The organism is Amphiplicatus metriothermophilus (genome assembly GCF_900199215.1).
GTDB classification, from domain to species: domain Bacteria; phylum Pseudomonadota; class Alphaproteobacteria; order Caulobacterales; family Parvularculaceae; genus Amphiplicatus; species Amphiplicatus metriothermophilus.
In genome coordinates, this window is the sequence record NZ_FZQA01000004.1 from 78,314 (window position 1) to 91,474 (window position 13,161).

The window sequence follows — 13,161 nt, forward strand, 5'->3', positions numbered from 1 at the left end:
TGATACGGCCGCCTGCGCCCGCGCGCGGCTATACCTTGCGGCTGTACCGGGCAGCGGCGCATGCTGGCCGCCGGATGGCTTCGTCGAGCGTGCGAATCAGCGACGGGGCGCAATCGAACGAAGCTCCGTCTCTTTGCATGTCTTCGCCGCGGCCGCGCGCTTCAAGATAGGGCGGCTCGCCCTCCGGAGAGTCGGCTTCGGTCCATTCGACGTCGATGGCGTCGAGCTCGATCGCAGGGGGCGTCGATTCCGCCGGCTCGTCCTCCAGGACGACCAGGATCTCGCCGGGCTCCTCATAAAGAACGATGTCCGCACGGGCGCGCGCGGGCGGGGACGGTCCGCCGCCGGCGCCGGCGCGATCGCGGCGCGGATTTTCCCGGCCTTCTTTCATGCTGCAGACCTGCGTTCCTGTCGCGAATCGTTGGCGGCCGCGCCGCCCGTCGCGCGCCGGCGCATGGCGCGTTCGAGACAGGCGGCGACGGCGTGAGGCGACACGGGCTTCGGCAAGAAATCGAAGAATCCGTTCAACGCGCAGCGCTGGCGCTCTTCGGTCGAGGCGCTGGCGCTGACGGCGATAATGACGGGGCGCGTCATCGGCGCGGGCGGCGAGGATTCTTCGCGTCGCTTCCACGCCGTCGAGGCGCGGCATCTGAAGGTCCATCAACACGACGTCGACGGGTTCGCGCATGGCGAGATCAACCGCTTCCTGGCCGTCCTGGGCCAGGATCGGATCGTGTCCCATGCGCCGCAAATAGACTTCGAGGAGCTTGAGATTGGCGGGCACGTCGTCGGCGACGAGCACTTTCAGCCGTTCGGGCGCGGCCGCGCGCGCCCTAGGCTGCTCAAGCCGGCAGGGAATAGCCATGTCGATGGCTAACCTTCCGCACGGCGCGCGGGACGCGACGAGCCGGCCGCCGAGCGCGGCGAGCAGGCGGCGCGCGACGCGCAGGCCGCTGGCTGGACGGGCCGGCTTTCGCACGCGCTCGCCCGCCGTTTTTTTTGCGAGCACGAAGGAAGTTCTCAGCTCGAGCAGCCCGCGCGCCGCGTCCGCGGCGATGTCGAGCCGGATGTCGTCTGCGCGCCCGAGCGCCGCGACGCTGGCGATCACATAGGACAGCGCGCGCCGCAGAATATCCGGATCCGTCGTCGCTTCAAGAAACGGCGCCGGCATGTCGACCGCGACCGTGGAGCCCCTTTCTTCGAGCGCGCCTTCCACCGTCTCCAGCGCTTCCTGGACGACCTCCGCCAGCGCGAACGGGCGCTCGGCGACGACGAGCCCCGCGCTGCGCATGTCCGCGCTCTCGATGAGCTGGCAGACATAGCCCAGCAACGCGCGGCCGGACGTCGCGAGCTGGTCGAGATAGCTGCGCTGCTCCGGCGACAGCGCCGTTTCGCGAAGCAGCCTTTGATAGCCGAGGATGCTGTTCAGGGGCGTGCGCATTTCGTGGCTCAGCGTAGAGACGAGGCGCCGGCGCGCTTCGAGCGCGTCCTCGGCCAGCGCGCGCGCCGCCGCCTCGCGCGTCCTCGCCGCCCTCAGCTTGAGTTCGGACGCGACGCATTCGGCGAGCGCGGCGAGCCGGCGGCGTTTGTCGGCGCTGAACGATCTTGGGACGCGATCGAGCACGCAGAGCGCGCCGAGCTTCGTGCCGTTTTCGTCGAGGATCGGCGCGCCCGCGTAAAATCGCACGCCCGGCGCGCCGACGACGAGCGGATTATCGCGAAATCGCGCGTCTGCGCATGCGTCTTCAATGACGAATACGTCGGCTCCGCCAATCGTGTGAACGCAGAACGCGTGTTCGCGCGGGGTCTGCCGAAAGTCCGCGCCGACCGCCGCCTTGAACCATTGCCGATCGGCGTCGACGAAAGACACGAGCGCAATCGGCGCCCGGAAGATGTCGGCGGCGAGCGCCGCGATCCGATCGAACGCTTCTTCGGGCGGCGTGTCGAGGATGTCGAGCGCGCGCAGCGCGTCGAGGCGCGCGGCCTCGGCGAACGGCGCCGCAGCGCCGGCGCTGCGCGGCTGGCCCGGATTGCTCATGCCGCGCCTCCCGCCTGCGCCGCCGCCGCGCGAACCGGTTGCGCGGGATAAGCGAACTCGACGGCGAAGCCGTCATTGGAATGTCTGCAGACGACGCCCTTGAGCGCGCCGACGCGCACCTTCGCGCCGATTCGCGGCTTCACGGATGATCGAATGAGGCAGCCGGTGCGGGACATGTCGACGATGGTGCAGTCGATGAGGGCGTCTTCGCCTACAACCTGCGCGCGCGTCTCCAGATTATATCGTATACGGATCGATGAACGATTTTCGACGAGCCGCAGATACGGCGCGCCGCGCAGCGCGGCGCGGATGCGCGCGCCGATCGTATCGCGCTGCGCAGGCGAGAGCGTGAAAAGGACGGCCACGCCTTCATGAAAACATCTCGCCACCTTGCCTGTCAGGCGGCCGATATTGTCCGCGTAGATGACGATATCGTCTCCGTTTTCGGCGTCCATGTCGGCGAGCAGCGCAAGACCTTTTTCGGAAATGTCGAGCAGCCGGCCGCGGCCTTCGAGTTCGCCGCGCAGCAGGTATCGAACGTCTGCCGTGAGCGCGAAACGCGGCGCGGCGCGCCTTTCCTTGAACTGTTCCATCGCCCTCTCCGACTTCTGCGAGCTAGCACCCGCAAAATAGTCGTCGGCGAGGCCGGGTCATATCCTCAAAGTTGGAAGGCTGACTTTAAGCGGTTGTTAACATTACAAGCCGGACAAGCTCGCTTTGCCGGCTGACGCCCGTCTTCAGAAAGACGTTCTTGAGATAGGTGCGCGCAGTGCTGACCGACACGCCCGCTTCGCTGGCGGCCTCCTCGACCGAAAGGCCGTCGGCGACGCCCCGAACGACCTTCGCCTCGCTCGGCAAAATGCTGAGCGCGGTTGCGATGGCTTCCTCGCTGGCGCGCGCGAGCTTGGGATCGCGCAGGACCAGGCTGAACGATCCGTCGGCGCCGTGCTCGCCGCAATGGTATCGGATCGACGCGGCCACATATCTTGCCGGCCCCGCCGCCGGAAATCGGTATACGGCGCCGTCCCCCTCAGTCTCGCCGGCAGACTGCAGAGCGCGCAGAAAATCGTGAAGCCGCCGGGTTTCGTTCGCTGTCGCGGCGCGCAGCGCGCCGTCCCACGCCATTTCGAAGACGCCGCTATCGCGAAGAATCTCCTGAGCGGGTTCGTTCGCGAAGACGACGCGAAAATCCGGGCTCAAGAAGATCACGCCGGCGCGCAGGCGTTGAATGGCCGAATGGGACAGCATGGATATCCGCCGCAGTCGACGCAGATTGAGCTCAGCGACGGCGGCGTCGAGCGTGAGCTGCAGCAATTGCCCGTCGACCGGTTTGAGGAGGAATCGGAACGCTTCGATTTCGTTAACCGCAGCCAGCGCCGCCTCGAGATCGGCGTCGCCTGACAAGAGAATGTATATGGAATCGGGTTCGGCGGCGCTCATTTGCGCAATCAGTTCAATGCCGTTCGGCTCGTCCATTCTGAGGTCGGAGATGACGATGTCGGCGGGGCGTTCGAGATGGCTGGCGAGGGCCTGGCGCGGCGAGTCGAGGCACCGCGCGAAGAAGTCGCCCCTGACCTGCGTCAGCGCCCTGCGCAATTGTTCGAGGCTGAAGGGATCGTCGTCCACGCACAGGATACGGATCGGATTCGCGCCCATTGCGGTTCGTCCCGGACAGTTCCGCAAAAGGCTGGGGAGCGTCGGTTAAGAATTCGATAACGATCTTGCGGTCCTCGGTAATTCGCGCGCCCCGCCTTGGCGCCGTCTCCGTCGGCGGCGAGGAAGGCCGGCGGACCCATCGACGCCTTCGGCGGCGCAATCATAATCGCACGCGATCGACGGCATAATCGGCAGGCGCGCCGAATTTCTTCTCGCAGAACCGCGGCCGTCGCAGACAAGGCCGCCGATGCCGCTGCCGGACGAGAGCCTCCGAAAAAAACGGCGAAGGAACAGGCCTCCGTTGAGCGATTCAGCGCCGAAGCGCGGCGGCCGGCGCGCCGTCGAGCTTGTGGAGCATTCGCGCGAACATTCGGATTTCCTGGTGCAGCCGGTGCTTGTCGACCTTGTCGATATGGCCGTGCGGCGCTTCGGCGAGAAGATACTCTGGAAGCGGAATATATCCAAAGGCGGGCGCGCCGGCCAGATGAAGCTGGCGCGCTTCGCCGAAGAACCGTTCGACATGATTGGGCTTGACGGCGACCACGGGCTCGAACGCCTCCTCGCGCGCGCTTTCGAGAAAAAGCGCGCTTAGCGCGCCGCGCGCCGATATGGCCAGTCCGATCTCGACGTCGGCTGGCGCGGCATGCTTCACGTCGTCAGAGGATTCCCACGCTAGCGCGCCGAGATGCTCGATGGTCAGCGCTGCGACCGTCCGTTCTATCAGGTCAGGATGCGCTTTGACGAATCCGCCTATCGACGGCACGTAAGGCCGCGCGAAATGGCCGGTGGTCAGCACGAACAACACCGACCGCTTCATCATTCCCGGCGGCGACTGATTCAGATATCGCGCCAGAGCCAGAAGCGCCAGCCCGCCGTTTTCCTCCACCGCATTCGGTCCGTCCGTATGCGTATTGACAATGATGATCTCATCCGTCTCGCCTTCGGCGAGCGCGTAGAGGGTGTCCGTCGGCGTATTCTCGTGAAGCGCGCCTTCGAGAGTCAAACGCGCCCGTCCGCCCGCAGCGCACGACGCGCGCAAACGCTCCCCGGCCGTTGGGCCGATCCAAAGCGCGGGAATTCCCTGAAAGGGACGCGAAAAGGGTACGTACTGCCCGGCGGCGCGCTCGTCCGACACATCCGTCCAGCCCAGCACCACGCCTGCGGCGCCTGCCTCGGCGAAAGGACGAAGGTCGGGAGCGGAGAGCGTCTGAGCGGCCGCCGATTTCGACCGGTCCGGCAGTCCTGCGGCGCCCGGCAACGCGCCGACCTCAGCGTACCATCGCGCGAAATCCAGCGACGGCGTCGGGCTTTCGAGATAGACGATCTTGCCGGCGACATCGGATGGGACGCTCAGATCGGGCGCGCGCCCGCCGTAGACGAGATCGCCCTCAACGCCGCCTGGCGGGGTCAGACCCGAATACGGATAATAGGACGCGACGGGCGTCTCGACCATGCCTCCGCCTGATCCGTCGGAAACCGCAAGCGCCCAGCGACGCGCCTCCCATCGCGTGAAGCGGAAACCGTCGCGTCGGACGGTAAGTCCCGTCTCTTCCAGCGAACGCGCCAAAAACTCGACAAAGGTCGCGTGCGCCTCGCCGCCGGTGTATCGCGGGCCGAGGCTGTTCATCCAGAGCTGCCAGTCCCACACATCCTCCGCCGACGGAAGCCGGCTCGCGTCGAATCCGGACGAGCGAGCCGGCGGCGCGCATGCCGGCGCGACTGAAAGCGCCCATGCCCCTGCGGCGAGGCGGTTCAGAAAATCTCGCCGGGTTTCGTCCGCTTCCGCCATTCGTTCTCCTCCGCGCCGCGCCGTCGAAATCTGCACAGCATCTCAGAACGCATAGCGAAGACCAGCGCCGAAGGTGCGCGGCGCGCCGTAGAAATTGCCTTCCATGCCGACAAGGCTCCTGACTGCAGTCACATACTCCTCGTCGAGCACGTTCTTGGCGAAAAGATAGACCGACAAACCGCCTTCAGTTTGCGTCAGTTCGAGACGGCCGTTTAGCAAAGCGTAAGAGTCGGATTTGAGGTTCGGCGAGTTCTCGATGTCTCGAAACACGCTGTCCGCATAGGTCGCCCAAACAGTCGTATTAAGGGTCCACGCCGCGCCCAATGGAAGACTATGCGCGACGGCGCCGGTGACGGAGGCTTCCGGCGTGCCGGGAAGCTCATTGCCGATTCGCGCCGCCGTTTCGGCCGGGTCGGCGCTGACCCATTTCGTAACCTTGGAGTCGAGAAACGTCGCGCTGACCGAGAACCGCAATGTATCGACCGGCCGCCAGTCAGCCTGCACGTCGCCGCCGAAGATCCGGGAGCTCGCTGCATTCTGAATGATCGCTTCGTTGAAACCGGCGCCGAGATCGACGAGCGCGAGAACCTGCTTGTCCGTATAGTCATAGTAAAAAAACGAAGCTGCCAAAGAAAAGGCGCCGCCCGATAGCGCCGTCTTCACGCCTGTTTCATAAGCCCATAACTTCTCGGGGCCGAACGGGGTAAGCGAGGACTCGTCCGTAATGCCGGAACCGTCGAAGCCGCCGCTTTTGAAGCCCCTGCCGACGGAAGCGTAGACCAGCGTATCATCGACCGGCTTCCAGTTCACTGTCGCGTTTCCGGAAAGGTCTTCGTCGTCGTAAGTCGGCTCGAGGAAAATTCCCCCGCCCGCCAGATTGGGAAATGCTACGGTGATTAGCGAAGTTCCAAAAGGATCGATATCGAACGATCCGCCTGCATATTCCTTACGCTCATTGGTGTAACGCAGCGATCCGGAAACGCTCCATTTCGGCGCTAATTCGAATTCCGCCTGGCCGAACGCCGCATAGGCCCGATCATCCTGATCGAACGCCGTTCCCAGCGTGCCGAGAAGGAAGTCATAGCTGATCATCTCGCGGCGGTAGTCGATATCATCCATTGAGTAGGACGCGCCGAGGAGCCAGTAGAGACGGTCCGCATTGTAAGAGAGTCTGAGCTCTTGCGAGAATGTGCTGACTTTTTCGTCGAAAGTCGGTTCTGCTATCCGCGTCGGAACGAAATCGCCGATCGCGTACAGGCGATCAAGCTCAGTATAGCCGGTTACGGAAACCAGTTCATAGCGATCGCCGAGCGCGACTCTCGCCTGCAGAACGGCGCCATACTGTTCGGCGTCGGCGAACAGATGGGCGTCGTCGTAATCGACGAACGGCTCATCCGAGGGCGGCGCGAACACGCCGAGTCTGTCGCCGTTGGTGTTGGTCGAGCCGATATATTCGGATTCATCCTTTCCATAATGGCCGATCAGCAAGAACTCGACGCCGTCGCCGGGCGTCCATGAAAGCGACGCGCGAATGGCGGCGATGTCCTTGTCGCCGAATCCCTCTTCCGCAGGAACGGATGCGACGCCCGGAATGACGCCCGGGACGCGCGTGAAGCCGGCGGTCGTTCCTTCCGTCCCCGCTCTGTCTATGTACCCGCCGCCCTTCTGGAGCAGTCCGGCGATGCGGAAACGCAACTGATCGTTGAGCGGCCCGCTGATCGCCGCCCGAGCATCGACTGCGTCGTAGTTTCCGTAGGAAACATCCGCATAGCCTTCGAATTCATCAGTCGGTCGAGCGGAAATGAAGTTCGCCGCGCCTGCGGTCGAGTTTCGCCCGTAAAGGCCGATCTGCGGCCCTTTGAGCACTTCGATGCGTTCAAGATCGAAGACGGGAAATGTCAGCAGCACGCTCGACGGCAAATAGAGATCGTCGGCGTAAATGGCCACGGAAGGATTGTTGTTGAGCCAGGGGTTCGTCGTCCCGACGCCGCGCAACGTTATGGTCGGGTTGTTTGAACCATTGCCGAGCACGACATCGAGAGAAGGCGTGGCGTCGGCGATGTCGTACAGATCGCCGATGCGCTTTTCTTCTATCTCGCCGGCCTGAAACACAGCCATGGAAATGCCCACGTCCGTAATCTGCTGCTCGCGCCGCTGGGCGGTGACGACGATGCGGTCTTCGCCGCGCCAGGCGGCATCTGTCCCGGAGGTCGCCGCCGCTTCGATCAGGAAGGTGTCGTCGTCTGACTTGCGGAAGACGAGCGTATCGTCCGGCAGCAGGGCCGCGAGCGCGTCTTCCGGCGAATAGACGCCGCGCACGGCTCGCGACGTCTTCGCCCGGGTCACGTCGGGCGAAAATAGAACGTCCTTGCCGCTCTGAATCGCAAACTGATTGAGCGCCGCCCCAAGCGGTTGGGCCGGAATGTCGAACGATGCGGCCTCGGTTCGCGCCGATCGCGGCTGCGCGTCCGCGCCGCCGGCCGCGCCCCAGCACGCGCTGGCTATCGCAAGCGCGGCGATTCCATTCCTGAGCATATTCGCTGCCTTGCCCTGCATTTTTCGCCCCTCTGCGTCATGGCCTCACAAGGCAAGACGCAGGCGCGCGGCGTCTCCTCACCACGCAGCTGATTTTTTGCGGCGGCGCGGCTATCGTGCGGTTTCGATCTTGCGAATCGTGACGGCGCTATCGGTCTGTTCTGCGATCTCGATCGGAAAATAGGTCGTGAGGGCGGCGGCGAAGGCGTCCGGCTCGCCGATCCGGAACACGCCGCTTATCCGAAACGAATCCAAACCTTCCCCTTGAAGCACGAGCTTCTTGCTACTGTATCTGTTGACCTCGGCGATTGCGGCCTCGAGCGGCTCTTCGTCGAAAATCAGCCGTCCATGACGCCACGCTGTAACGATATTGACATTGACTTGGCGTATGATCGGCTCGTCGTAGGGGGAGGAGACGAATTGCTCCCCGGGCTGCAGATACACACGTGCGGCGCCTTCCGATGCGGCGGCGCTTTCTACGGAAAGACGCCCTTCCAGGAGCGTGATCCGGGACGTATCGCCATCGGCGCGCACGTCGAATTGCGTGCCGACGACCGTGATTTTTCGGTCTCCGACGAATACGACGAACGGCCGGTCGGGATCGGCATTTACGTCGAACGCCGCCTGTCCTGCGTCGAGAACGACGCGACGCTCGTCCCCTGAAGCCGCCCATCGCAACCTTGTCTCGGTGTTCAGCACAATGCGGGACCCGTCAGGCAGGACCGCCGCGCGCTGCTCGCCCAGCTTCGTTGCGTAGACCGTCTCTTCCTGGCGATCATCGGATTGGGCGAGACGATCGGCGTCTTCGGCGAAGAACCCGCGCGTCGCCACGCCGACGGCGACGACCAGGAGAAGGAGCGAGGCGGCAACGAGCGCGCGCCCCGGCGCGGCGAGGCGCGATCCGCCCCTGCTCGCTGCTTCCCGCGCGGCCCGCCGAAACGGCTCCAATGCGCCGTAGCGCGTCAGTCCTTCCGCCTGGGCAAGGGCGCGCTCGGCGCGCCGATACGCCGCCGCATGCGCCGGGTCTTCATCGAGCCAGGCCTGAAACCGCGCTTCGTCGGCGGGCGTCCACCCGTCCGACAATCTCCGCGCGCGCCAAAAGGCGGCCGCCTTTTCCGGGGCGCGCGGCGAACGGACGAAAGGCGCAGCGCTCACGAGTCCTGCTCCATTCGCCGCATGAGATGCGCGATCGCCTTCATCATGTGCTTTTCCACAGCGCTCGTTGAAATTTCGAGCGCAAGCGCGATCTGCGAATAGCTCATGCCTTCGAATCTGTTGAGAATAAAGATCGTCCTTGTCCGCTCCGGCAATATCGCCAGCGCTTTGGCGACGCGCCGTGCGTCGTCCTTACCTATCAAGACGCGCTCGGCGGAAGGCTCCTCACTTGCATGATCGAACTCGACCAACTGATCATGATCGGCTTCGCGGCGGACCCGTCCGCGGCGGCGATGGTCGATCAGAACGTTGGAGGCCGTGCGGAAGACGTAGTTTTCCGCTTCTGCGATGTTCTGAAGGTTCGCCCTGCGCAGCAGGCGTAGGAAAACCTCCTGGACGAGATCGTCGACGGAATTGTCGAGTGTTCGTCCCTTTCTCGAGAAAAATCGTCGCAAAGGCTCGGCGTATCTGCGCGCGAGCCCGTCGAGCGCCTTTCGATCGTCGCCGCCCTTGGCCGTCATTGCGCCGCGCTTTCCGAAAGCCTCCCTCGCCCCGGCGCCGAACGCGCTGGGGCTGCGCCGATTAGACGCCGTCGCGACGCGCCGTTCAAGACGGGGCGAACGCATGGCGTTTTCCATCCCGCCGTCGGAGCTCACGCGCGGCGCGGCGGCGCGGCGACGCCTGATTTTTCGACCGACGACGCTCGCCGACGCGCGCGCAGAAAATAGTAAAGCGCGCCGAGCGCGGCCCATCCCGCCAACAACGCATACGGCCGCCAGTCCGCAGAAAAGCCGATCGCGATGAGCGCGAGCGCCGCGACCGCGCCGAGATAGCCGAGAAAGCGCACGACAGGTCGCGGCGGGCGAAACGCGGAGGCCTCATACAGGCCAGGTTCGCGATCGATCAGCCGCGTCGCCGAGATCGAGGTCGCGGCGTATTTCAACAACGTCGGAATGTTCACGGCGAGAAACAGAAAGATCAGATCAGTCGGCAGAAAGAGCCCCGCGCAGCACAGAGCATAGGCCGTCGCCGAGGCGACGTGCGGCGCGCCTGTGCCCGGATGCGCCGCGCCGATCGCGCTTGGAAAGGCGCCGGAGCGCCCCATGGCGAAGAGATAGCGCGTGAATATGATGAAGATGGCGTTGATCGACGTGCCGATGGCCGCCGTCGCGCTCAGGACGATCAGCGGCGTTCCGATCCGTCCCATCGCGGCGCGCGCAACATCAAGCAGCGGGGCGGAGGATCCGGCAAGCGCCTCTTCGCCGAGCACGCCTACCGACACGACCGCGACGGACAGATAAAGCAACGTCGTCAACGCGATAGCAAGTCCAATGCCGAGCGGAATGTTCCGGCCCGGATTTTTTACTTCCTCGCCGACCTCCGTCGCCGTCTCTATGCCGAGGAAAAGCGTGATCATGAGCGGCGCAGCGAGCATCACCCCGCTCCAGCCTTTGCTCAGGAACGGATCAAAGTTTCCGGGATCAACCGCGGGAGCAGCCGTGACAGCGAGCGCCGCGCAGGTTGCGAGCAGAACCGTCAGCATGATCGTCTGACCCTTCGCCGCAATCGAAACGCCAAGCAGATTCATGACGAAGACGACCGAAAAGATCCCGAACATGACCGGTTTCTGCGGCAGCGGCGCGACCATCGAGAGATAAGAGACCAGCACGAAAGCGAGGACGACCAGCGCCGCCGCGCTGCCGGCGATGCGAAGCCAGCTAATGAAAAAACCTGCGAATGGGTGAATGAACCGCCGCGGCCACTCATATGACGCGCCTGAGACAGGCAGCGCCGATCCCATGAAGCCGTAAACGACGGCGAATATGATCATCGGCGTCATCGCCACGGGAAGCGCGATCAGCATGGCCGGCCCGGCGAGCGCCGTCGCCGGAGCCAGAACGGAGAAGATGGATACGCCGACAGCCGCTCCAACGCCGAGCGAGACGATGTCGGGCAGAGAAACGCCCTTTCTGAGCGAGGACTTATTAGTCGTCTGCATCGAGGCCCTTCCCTCAGGCGGGATCCGGCGCCGTCACGCGCCGGACGGCGGCGGCGCGCCGACGCTCATCCGGCGAGCGCTCGCGTCGATCCGGCGCGCCGGCGCGCTTCGAGCCCTTGGCCGAGACGCGTCAGCGCCGCGTCCAGGATTTCAGGCTCGAGCGCAAAACCGATACGCACGTGACCAGGCGCGCTGAAGCATTCGCCGGGCACGACGATGACGCCATACTCTCCGGCGAGCCAGTCGGAAAGCCGGCGGGTGTCATCGACACCGACCACCCGAGGAAAACAGATGCAGCCGTAGTCGGGCAAACGCCCAGCCAGAAGCCCCGCCGACACGAGCGCATCGAAGCGCCGGCGCATCACTGGACGCGCCGCAGCGATGATGTTTTCTGCGTAACGGTCGAAAAGGGCGCCGTGCTCCAGGGTCAGCGCCGCCACGGCGTGCGCCAGCTTGGAGGCGTTGAATTCAAACCGCTCGCTGAACGCGCGCACAGGCTGCAGTGTTTCCGGCGCGGCGATGATCCAGCCGCAGCGCAACGTGCTCAGCCCGAACACTTTCGTCAGACTGCTTATTGAAAGCACGCATGCGTGCAGCTTGGCGGCCGGCCGCTTGCGCGCTTCGACGCCGGCGTAGTCGCGATAGACCTCGTCGACGACCACCATCGCGCCGCGCGCGGCGGCGATTTTCGCGATCGCATGGAGCGCGTCATCGTGGGCAAGAGCGCCAGACGGGTTATGCAGGTTCGATAGAACGATGAGACGAGTGGCGGGCGTTATCGCAGCAGCGACGCGCTCCGGGTCGAGGGCGAAATCCGGCGCCGGCCGATCGAAGAAGTCCACGCTCGCGCCTTGCGCCTCAGCCATATCAGCGAAAATATCGAAACCGGGCCTTTCGACGACGACGTGGCCCCCCGACGGCAAAAACGTGCGATAAAGAAGCGTAATGGCGTTGGTCGCGCCCGTCGTGCAAAGAATGTTCTCAGGCGAGACGTCGTACCGCGCCGCAAGCGCGTCGATCACGAACGGATTGCATTCGGAAAATACGCTTGCATAGCGCGTGGTGATAGGCGGACGGAAGTTCTCCTCGATAAGACGACGCACGAGCTCGACAGGTTCAGCGACCGAACTGTCGAATAGCGAGATGATCTCTTCGCCTTCCGCCTCGGTTAGCCGGCGCGTCGCCGCGCGCACCCACTGAGCGTAAGTGTGGTCGTTCGCCATCAACGGATCACTCGGTTCGAATGCAAAGGCCTTGGAAAACGGTTTTGCGCAAGGCCGGCGGCGAACGACGCCGACTGAAGCCGCGCCAGGAGAAGTATGCCGGCCGGTAGCAGAATTGTTATGCGATTTTCCCGGACAGGCCTGCAAAGCAAGCATAAATTTTCCCCGCAACGGCCTGGCGAAGCGGTTTCCCTGTCAGCGCACCGGCAAGGCGGTCGTGTATTTCAACTCGGCGATCGTCACGCTCGATCGGATGTCCTCGACGCCCGGAAGTTTCATCAGCACATTGAAAATGAAGCTTTGATACCAGTTCATCGACGTCGCATAGACCTTGATCATGATGTCCATCTCGCCGAAAAGCGTGTAGCACTCCATGATCTCGGGGATGTTCTCCACCTTCCGGATGAACTCCGCGCGTTCCTTGTCTGTCAGGCGCGACATCTTCAGCGAGGCGTAGATGAAAAAGCTCTCCCCCAGCTTTTCGCGATCGACCAGCGCCACTTGCTTGCTGATGTAGCCTTCGTCCTTCAGCCGCTGTATGCGCCGCCAGCAGGGCGATTGCGACAGGCCCACCGCCTCGGCGATCTCGCCGGTGGACAGATCCGCTCGGCGCTGGACGAGCTCAAGAATCTTTAGATCGATCGTCGAAAGCTCTGCCGGCATACGCTCCTCTATTTCGGCCCTCTGTCGCTAAAACATATCCCGAGAATATCATGCCGTCACATAATTTTAACAAGAATGGCCGCCCAAAACGCGAGTTTTAACC

Annotated in this window: 10 protein-coding genes; all 10 read right to left on the reverse strand. The window is 64.0% G+C overall.

Annotation, left to right across the window (positions count from 1 at the left end):
• Positions 1–28 precede the first annotated feature (28 nt).
• The 10 genes from CHB64_RS10025 to CHB64_RS10070 all read right to left on the reverse strand — a co-directional run bounded on the left by CHB64_RS10025 (position 29) and on the right by CHB64_RS10070 (position 13,058).
• Positions 29–2,038, reverse strand: coding sequence for a GAF domain-containing hybrid sensor histidine kinase/response regulator (locus tag CHB64_RS10025; RefSeq protein WP_089412492.1), 2,010 nt, complete (start codon positions 2,036–2,038; stop codon positions 29–31).
• Positions 2,035–2,631: a PilZ domain-containing protein gene (locus CHB64_RS10030; protein WP_089412493.1), complete on the reverse strand. Its 597-nt coding sequence runs from the start codon at positions 2,629–2,631 to the stop codon at positions 2,035–2,037. The genes CHB64_RS10025 and CHB64_RS10030 overlap by 4 nt, the downstream gene beginning before the upstream one ends.
• Before the next feature lie 85 nt (positions 2,632–2,716).
• On the reverse strand, positions 2,717–3,694 hold the full coding sequence (locus CHB64_RS10035; protein WP_089412494.1) for a DNA-binding response regulator: 978 nt from the start codon (positions 3,692–3,694) through the stop codon (positions 2,717–2,719).
• Positions 3,695–4,004: 310 nt separating this feature from the next.
• Positions 4,005–5,483: a protease-associated domain-containing protein gene (locus CHB64_RS10040; protein ID WP_089412495.1), complete on the reverse strand. Its 1,479-nt coding sequence runs from the start codon at positions 5,481–5,483 to the stop codon at positions 4,005–4,007.
• 42 nt (positions 5,484–5,525) lie between these two features.
• Entirely contained in the window at positions 5,526–8,018 is a 2,493-nt protein-coding gene (locus tag CHB64_RS10045) for a TonB-dependent receptor domain-containing protein (RefSeq protein ID WP_159462474.1), read from the reverse strand.
• Between the two features lie 111 nt (positions 8,019–8,129).
• Complete coding sequence (locus tag CHB64_RS10050; protein WP_089412497.1) at positions 8,130–9,173, reverse strand: FecR family protein; 1,044 nt, start codon at positions 9,171–9,173, stop codon at positions 8,130–8,132.
• Positions 9,170–9,694 carry an RNA polymerase sigma factor gene (locus CHB64_RS10055; RefSeq protein ID WP_089412654.1) on the reverse strand — a complete coding sequence of 175 codons (525 nt, stop codon included), beginning with the start codon at positions 9,692–9,694 and terminating at the stop codon, positions 9,170–9,172. The genes CHB64_RS10050 and CHB64_RS10055 overlap by 4 nt, the downstream gene beginning before the upstream one ends.
• A gap of 131 nt (positions 9,695–9,825) precedes the next feature.
• Entirely contained in the window at positions 9,826–11,172 is a 1,347-nt protein-coding gene (locus tag CHB64_RS10060; RefSeq protein ID WP_089412498.1) for an APC family permease, read from the reverse strand.
• A 65-nt stretch (positions 11,173–11,237) separates the two neighbouring features.
• Entirely contained in the window at positions 11,238–12,395 is a 1,158-nt protein-coding gene (locus tag CHB64_RS10065) for a pyridoxal phosphate-dependent aminotransferase (protein ID WP_159462475.1), read from the reverse strand.
• A gap of 195 nt (positions 12,396–12,590) precedes the next feature.
• Positions 12,591–13,058 carry an Lrp/AsnC family transcriptional regulator gene (locus CHB64_RS10070; protein WP_089412500.1) on the reverse strand — a complete coding sequence of 156 codons (468 nt, stop codon included), beginning with the start codon at positions 13,056–13,058 and terminating at the stop codon, positions 12,591–12,593.
• Positions 13,059–13,161: the final 103 nt, after the last annotated feature.

What these genes read in the sequence shown, in the direction of transcription:
- CHB64_RS10045 (WP_159462474.1), bottom strand. Translation starts at nt 8,018, where the DNA reads ATGCTCAGGAATGGAATCGCCGCGCTTGCGATAGCCAGCGCGTGCTGG.
- CHB64_RS10065 (WP_159462475.1), bottom strand. Translation starts at nt 12,395, where the DNA reads ATGGCGAACGACCACACTTACGCTCAGTGGGTGCGCGCGGCGACGCGC.
- CHB64_RS10025 (WP_089412492.1), bottom strand. Translation starts at nt 2,038, where the DNA reads ATGAGCAATCCGGGCCAGCCGCGCAGCGCCGGCGCTGCGGCGCCGTTC.
- CHB64_RS10035 (WP_089412494.1), bottom strand. Translation starts at nt 3,694, where the DNA reads ATGGGCGCGAATCCGATCCGTATCCTGTGCGTGGACGACGATCCCTTC.
- CHB64_RS10060 (WP_089412498.1), bottom strand. Translation starts at nt 11,172, where the DNA reads ATGCAGACGACTAATAAGTCCTCGCTCAGAAAGGGCGTTTCTCTGCCC.
- CHB64_RS10030 (WP_089412493.1), bottom strand. Translation starts at nt 2,631, where the DNA reads ATGGAACAGTTCAAGGAAAGGCGCGCCGCGCCGCGTTTCGCGCTCACG.
- CHB64_RS10040 (WP_089412495.1), bottom strand. Translation starts at nt 5,483, where the DNA reads ATGGCGGAAGCGGACGAAACCCGGCGAGATTTTCTGAACCGCCTCGCC.
- CHB64_RS10070 (WP_089412500.1), bottom strand. Translation starts at nt 13,058, where the DNA reads ATGCCGGCAGAGCTTTCGACGATCGATCTAAAGATTCTTGAGCTCGTC.
- CHB64_RS10055 (WP_089412654.1), bottom strand. Translation starts at nt 9,694, where the DNA reads ATGACGGCCAAGGGCGGCGACGATCGAAAGGCGCTCGACGGGCTCGCG.